The sequence below is a fragment of the Bradyrhizobium sp. genome (assembly GCF_049581145.1).
Classification (GTDB): domain Bacteria; phylum Pseudomonadota; class Alphaproteobacteria; order Rhizobiales; family Xanthobacteraceae; genus Bradyrhizobium.
On sequence record NZ_JBAURI010001318.1, the window covers coordinates 1 to 3,542 of the forward strand.

General features: G+C 56.4%; 10 protein-coding genes. All 10 read left to right on the forward strand.

Features of this window, described 5'->3' with window-relative positions; translation table 11 throughout:
- On the forward strand, nt 1-232 hold a 232-nt coding region (locus WCB02_RS41965; RefSeq protein ID WP_423968914.1), incomplete at its 5' end, for a hypothetical protein.
- A complete protein-coding gene (locus WCB02_RS41970; protein WP_423968916.1) occupies nt 225-833 on the forward strand; it encodes a hypothetical protein in 609 nt (202 codons plus the stop codon). The genes WCB02_RS41965 and WCB02_RS41970, both read left to right, overlap by 8 nt.
- Entirely contained in the window at nt 830-1,006 is a 177-nt protein-coding gene (locus tag WCB02_RS41975) for a hypothetical protein (protein WP_423968919.1), read from the forward strand. The genes WCB02_RS41970 and WCB02_RS41975 overlap by 4 nt, the downstream gene beginning before the upstream one ends.
- A complete protein-coding gene (locus WCB02_RS41980; protein WP_423968921.1) occupies nt 1,003-1,764 on the forward strand; it encodes a hypothetical protein in 762 nt (253 codons plus the stop codon). Before WCB02_RS41975 ends, WCB02_RS41980 begins: the two co-directional genes overlap by 4 nt.
- A 1-nt stretch (nt 1,765) precedes the next feature.
- Nucleotides 1,766-1,972, forward strand: a complete 207-nt coding sequence (locus WCB02_RS41985; protein ID WP_423968923.1) for a hypothetical protein — start codon at nt 1,766-1,768, stop codon at nt 1,970-1,972.
- 168 nt (nt 1,973-2,140) lie between these two features.
- Nucleotides 2,141-2,410 (forward strand): hypothetical protein, encoded by a 270-nt coding sequence (locus tag WCB02_RS41990; RefSeq protein ID WP_423968925.1) that lies wholly within the window; start codon nt 2,141-2,143, stop codon nt 2,408-2,410.
- Complete coding sequence (locus WCB02_RS41995; protein WP_423968927.1) at nt 2,403-2,627, forward strand: hypothetical protein; 225 nt, start codon at nt 2,403-2,405, stop codon at nt 2,625-2,627. Before WCB02_RS41990 ends, WCB02_RS41995 begins: the two co-directional genes overlap by 8 nt.
- Nucleotides 2,624-2,920 (forward strand): hypothetical protein, encoded by a 297-nt coding sequence (locus tag WCB02_RS42000; RefSeq protein ID WP_423968929.1) that lies wholly within the window; start codon nt 2,624-2,626, stop codon nt 2,918-2,920. Before WCB02_RS41995 ends, WCB02_RS42000 begins: the two co-directional genes overlap by 4 nt.
- Nucleotides 2,917-3,222 carry a hypothetical protein gene (locus WCB02_RS42005; protein WP_423968931.1) on the forward strand — a complete coding sequence of 102 codons (306 nt, stop codon included), beginning with the start codon at nt 2,917-2,919 and terminating at the stop codon, nt 3,220-3,222. Before WCB02_RS42000 ends, WCB02_RS42005 begins: the two co-directional genes overlap by 4 nt.
- Nucleotides 3,223-3,270: 48 nt before the next feature.
- On the forward strand, nt 3,271-3,542 hold a 272-nt coding region (locus WCB02_RS42010; RefSeq protein WP_423968933.1), incomplete at its 3' end, for a hypothetical protein.

Consider the following 3,542-nt stretch of genomic DNA (forward strand, 5'->3'; position numbering starts at 1 on the left):
CATGAGCTTCGATCAGATCTGTAATCAGATGGCGCAAGACTTGCGGCAGATCGCAGCTCTGGCCCGACAATGCATTGCAGAGCATCCAGCCTTCAGGAATAAACCTGTCGGCGCTCCAGGATCTGATGCGCGAATCGAGCAAGAGCGCGCCATTGCCCTGGAAGACAGTTTGTTGAAACTCGCGCAATCGGCGGACAAAACGCTGTTCGATTGGGATCGATCGCATGGCTGACGCCGCGACGCCTCCTAAGCTGACGCGCGACGAGTCGCATATCTATCGCCTTGGTAATCGCGTTGTGCCTGGCGTCACGCAGGTTCTGAAGTCCATCAACGAGCTCGAGGGCGTCGATCCGAGATTCCTCGAGCGTGCGGCGCAGTTCGGCCGCCACGTGGATAGGGCTTGTCAGTTGTGGGATTACGGCGCGCTGGATGAGGAGAGGCTCGACCCTGGCCTGCGCGGGCACCTCAATAGCTGGATCAATTTCCTCAAGGACACCGGCGCCAAGGTGATCGAGTCGCGCCTGATCGTCTATCACCCTAGGTTACATATTGCCGGCGAGCTGGACTATCTGCTGGCTTGGAACATATCGCCGCGGCCAGTGCTGGTCGATATTAAGACCAATTCGAGCGTGCTGCGCGCCTCGAGGGCGCAGACTGCGTTGTACAAAGATGCCTATGAGGCGATGACAGGCACCAAGCTCGCGAGGGCTCGCAAGGTGGTGCACCTGCTGGGAGAGGGTCGCTATGACATCAAAAGTTACAGCGATGATGGGGATCTGCACATCGGTATCAGCTGTCTCAACATTCACAACTGGATCAACCAAACACGATGAAGATCGAAATTGAACTGTCTAAAAAAGAGGCGCAAGAGATCCTTGGCAAGGCGTTGAAAAGCGCTTTGACTGGCACAGTCGCCGACACGCTTGAGATATCCGCAGTCGAGTGGTCAAGCTATGGCGCAAAGGTAATCGTTACGTTGGAGCCGATAGAGGAGCCACAGGAATGAAAACACCCTCCGACACCGCCAGGGGCCCGCGCTTCGAGCCTCGCAAAGTCATGGCCACCGTCATTGAAGAACTGGCGCCTGATCCCACGGCGCAATTGGCCGAACGCCCCGAAGTCGCGCAGGCACTGTCCACCGTCAGCGCGCTCGAGCAACAGTACGTCACCTATCAGGTCAAAACCGTCGAGCAGTACACCGCGAGTGCGGATGATTTGAAGGCCATCAAGCGCGCCCAGGACGCAGTGCAAGCCGAGGCGGATAAGATCGTGAAGCCTGCCTATGCCACCTACAAGGCCGCGCTAGGCTTCTTCCAGAAGCCGCTGGGACGTCTGGCAGCGATCGAGGAGCGCATCAAGGGCGCCCTGCGCAACTACCAGGACGAGCAGCGCCGTATCCAGGCCAAGCGCCAGGCCGAAGCCGAGGAGGCCGCACGCAAGGAGCGTGAGAAGCTCGAGGCGCGTGCCGCGCGCGAGGCCGCCAAGGGCCGCGAGGACAAGGCCGAGGCGCTGCAATTGCAGGCGCAAAGCGTGGTCGCGCACGTGCCGGTCGTTGAGACGCCGAAGATCGCTGGGTTATCGCGGGCCGAGAAGTGGACCTACCGCATCAAGAATCCGGATCTGATCCCTGACTCATTCTGGATGCTGGATGAGGCCAAGATTGGCAAGCTCGCCCGATCACTCAAGAAAGATGCGATCCCGGTGCTCGGCGGCGCCGAGGCGATCGAGATTTGGGATGAAGGCAATATCCGCAGCGGCAAATAGCATGGATCAAGTCATTCTGATCGGCTCCGAAACTGTTGCGAGTGCTGGCCACCAGATCGCATCAGCCGCCGAGCAAATGAAGTGCGCCGCCAGTGAGTTCGATTATTCGGTCACGCGCCTGATCACGGTGGTCGAGCGCCTGGAAGGTCAGATCAGCGATTTCATGGACGCCGTTACGTTGCTGGTGGGGAGGGAGAAGCCGCCATGAGTGAAGAGATCAAGCGCCGCCATCCGTTCGAGGTCCACTGCAGTTCTTGCGGTGCGCTGAGGAAGGAAAAACGTATATGACGCAGACACGCAATAACAATGAGCAGCGCCGCCCAGCCGGTCAATCAGCGGCAAATAGCATGGCTTCACCACCGATCACAGGACAGCGATGAAAGTCATCGGCATAACAGACAATGAGACTCTGATATGTGTCGTGGGGCATTTTGAACTAGAAAAGTTCATGAATCTCTACTACGGAAAAATGCCGAAGCTATCGATCGGGGATGAGATCGATCTTGGCAAAGGTTACGACTTCGCGCGAGACACTGCCAATGCTTTGCGCACGACACAAGAATTCATCCGGGCTAATCAGACCGTCGTGACGGCAATCCTCAATGGGCTGTGTTACGCACGGCTGCCGGTGCCAGAGCATGAGTGAAGAGATCAAACGCCGCCATCCGTTCGAGGTCCACTGCAGTTCCTGCGGTGCGCCAATCGTCTGGTTTCGCACCAGAGCCGGCAAGAAGATGCCGGTGGATGCATCCAGTGTCGAGCCGAACGATGCTGAACACCAGCTGGATCTGAGCCGTCACATCTCCCATTTTTCAAGTTGTCCGAAGGCGGACAAGCATCGCAAGTCGAGAGGGAAGCCGTGAATGCTTCGGCACCGCCGGCTCCGTCTGATCTCAAAACCATAGCGTGGGAGGGTCGCGCATGGGTGCCGAAAGACGACTATCGGCAACTGTGGGAGGAGCTTAAAAACCATATGTGGTGGGAGCGCTCTGCAGTCGAGCTTCAACTCCAACGCGACGCATTGCTGCTGCGTCTATGTTTTGCCGAGAGCTTGATACTACGTACCGGAATCAATGAAGCGCTGTTCCAGGAGTACGCCGCACGCTATCCGCAACCTGCTTCACCATCGATCACATCAGTAGTGAAAACTCTATGAGTGAAGAGATCAAGCGCCCTCAGAACGACGAGGTTCCTTTCCCCAGCTGGCAGGCATGGAACCAAATTGTTTACGGTGAGGGATGGGCTTGCTTCGAGCACAACCGAGATCGATACGAATCTCAGAAGGCGTTTGCCGCCGCTCACGTGAGTCATACATCGTGCGTGCGCTGCGAGAAGCGCTTCGGCGATGACAATTGCTTCACGCAGAAAGGTTGGCAGGAGACACAGATAAGCGGCCTGTGCGAGAAATGTTTCGATGAGATGTGTGAGCAATGTTTCGATGAGATCACTAAAGAGTAAGACCTATAAAACAAGGCTTTTTTCGTTCATCTAAAAGGAGAGGATAAGATGAAAATTTCCAGGGTATTAGTAACTGTGGCAGCGCTCTTGTGCGCTGGGGCGGCGCAGGCGCAAGTCAATGATCAGGCAGGACTCAACGCTTGTTGGCAGGACTATGGCACTGATGAGGCAAGCATTGCTGCTAATTTCGGTGAGTCGCAGCTATGTAATTTTCAGAATAACTCCAACCTGGATGCCACAATCAGCGGCATCCCTTCACCTACACTGGCGATGATAGTTAATCAGATTAACGCCACAAGCGGCGCTAATCCGGGGGTGGC

What these genes read in the sequence shown, in the direction of transcription:
- WCB02_RS41985 (WP_423968923.1), top strand. Translation starts at nt 1,766, where the DNA reads ATGGATCAAGTCATTCTGATCGGCTCCGAAACTGTTGCGAGTGCTGGC.
- WCB02_RS41975 (WP_423968919.1), top strand. Translation starts at nt 830, where the DNA reads ATGAAGATCGAAATTGAACTGTCTAAAAAAGAGGCGCAAGAGATCCTT.
- WCB02_RS41990 (WP_423968925.1), top strand. Translation starts at nt 2,141, where the DNA reads ATGAAAGTCATCGGCATAACAGACAATGAGACTCTGATATGTGTCGTG.
- WCB02_RS41980 (WP_423968921.1), top strand. Translation starts at nt 1,003, where the DNA reads ATGAAAACACCCTCCGACACCGCCAGGGGCCCGCGCTTCGAGCCTCGC.
- WCB02_RS41995 (WP_423968927.1), top strand. Translation starts at nt 2,403, where the DNA reads ATGAGTGAAGAGATCAAACGCCGCCATCCGTTCGAGGTCCACTGCAGT.
- WCB02_RS41970 (WP_423968916.1), top strand. Translation starts at nt 225, where the DNA reads ATGGCTGACGCCGCGACGCCTCCTAAGCTGACGCGCGACGAGTCGCAT.
- WCB02_RS42005 (WP_423968931.1), top strand. Translation starts at nt 2,917, where the DNA reads ATGAGTGAAGAGATCAAGCGCCCTCAGAACGACGAGGTTCCTTTCCCC.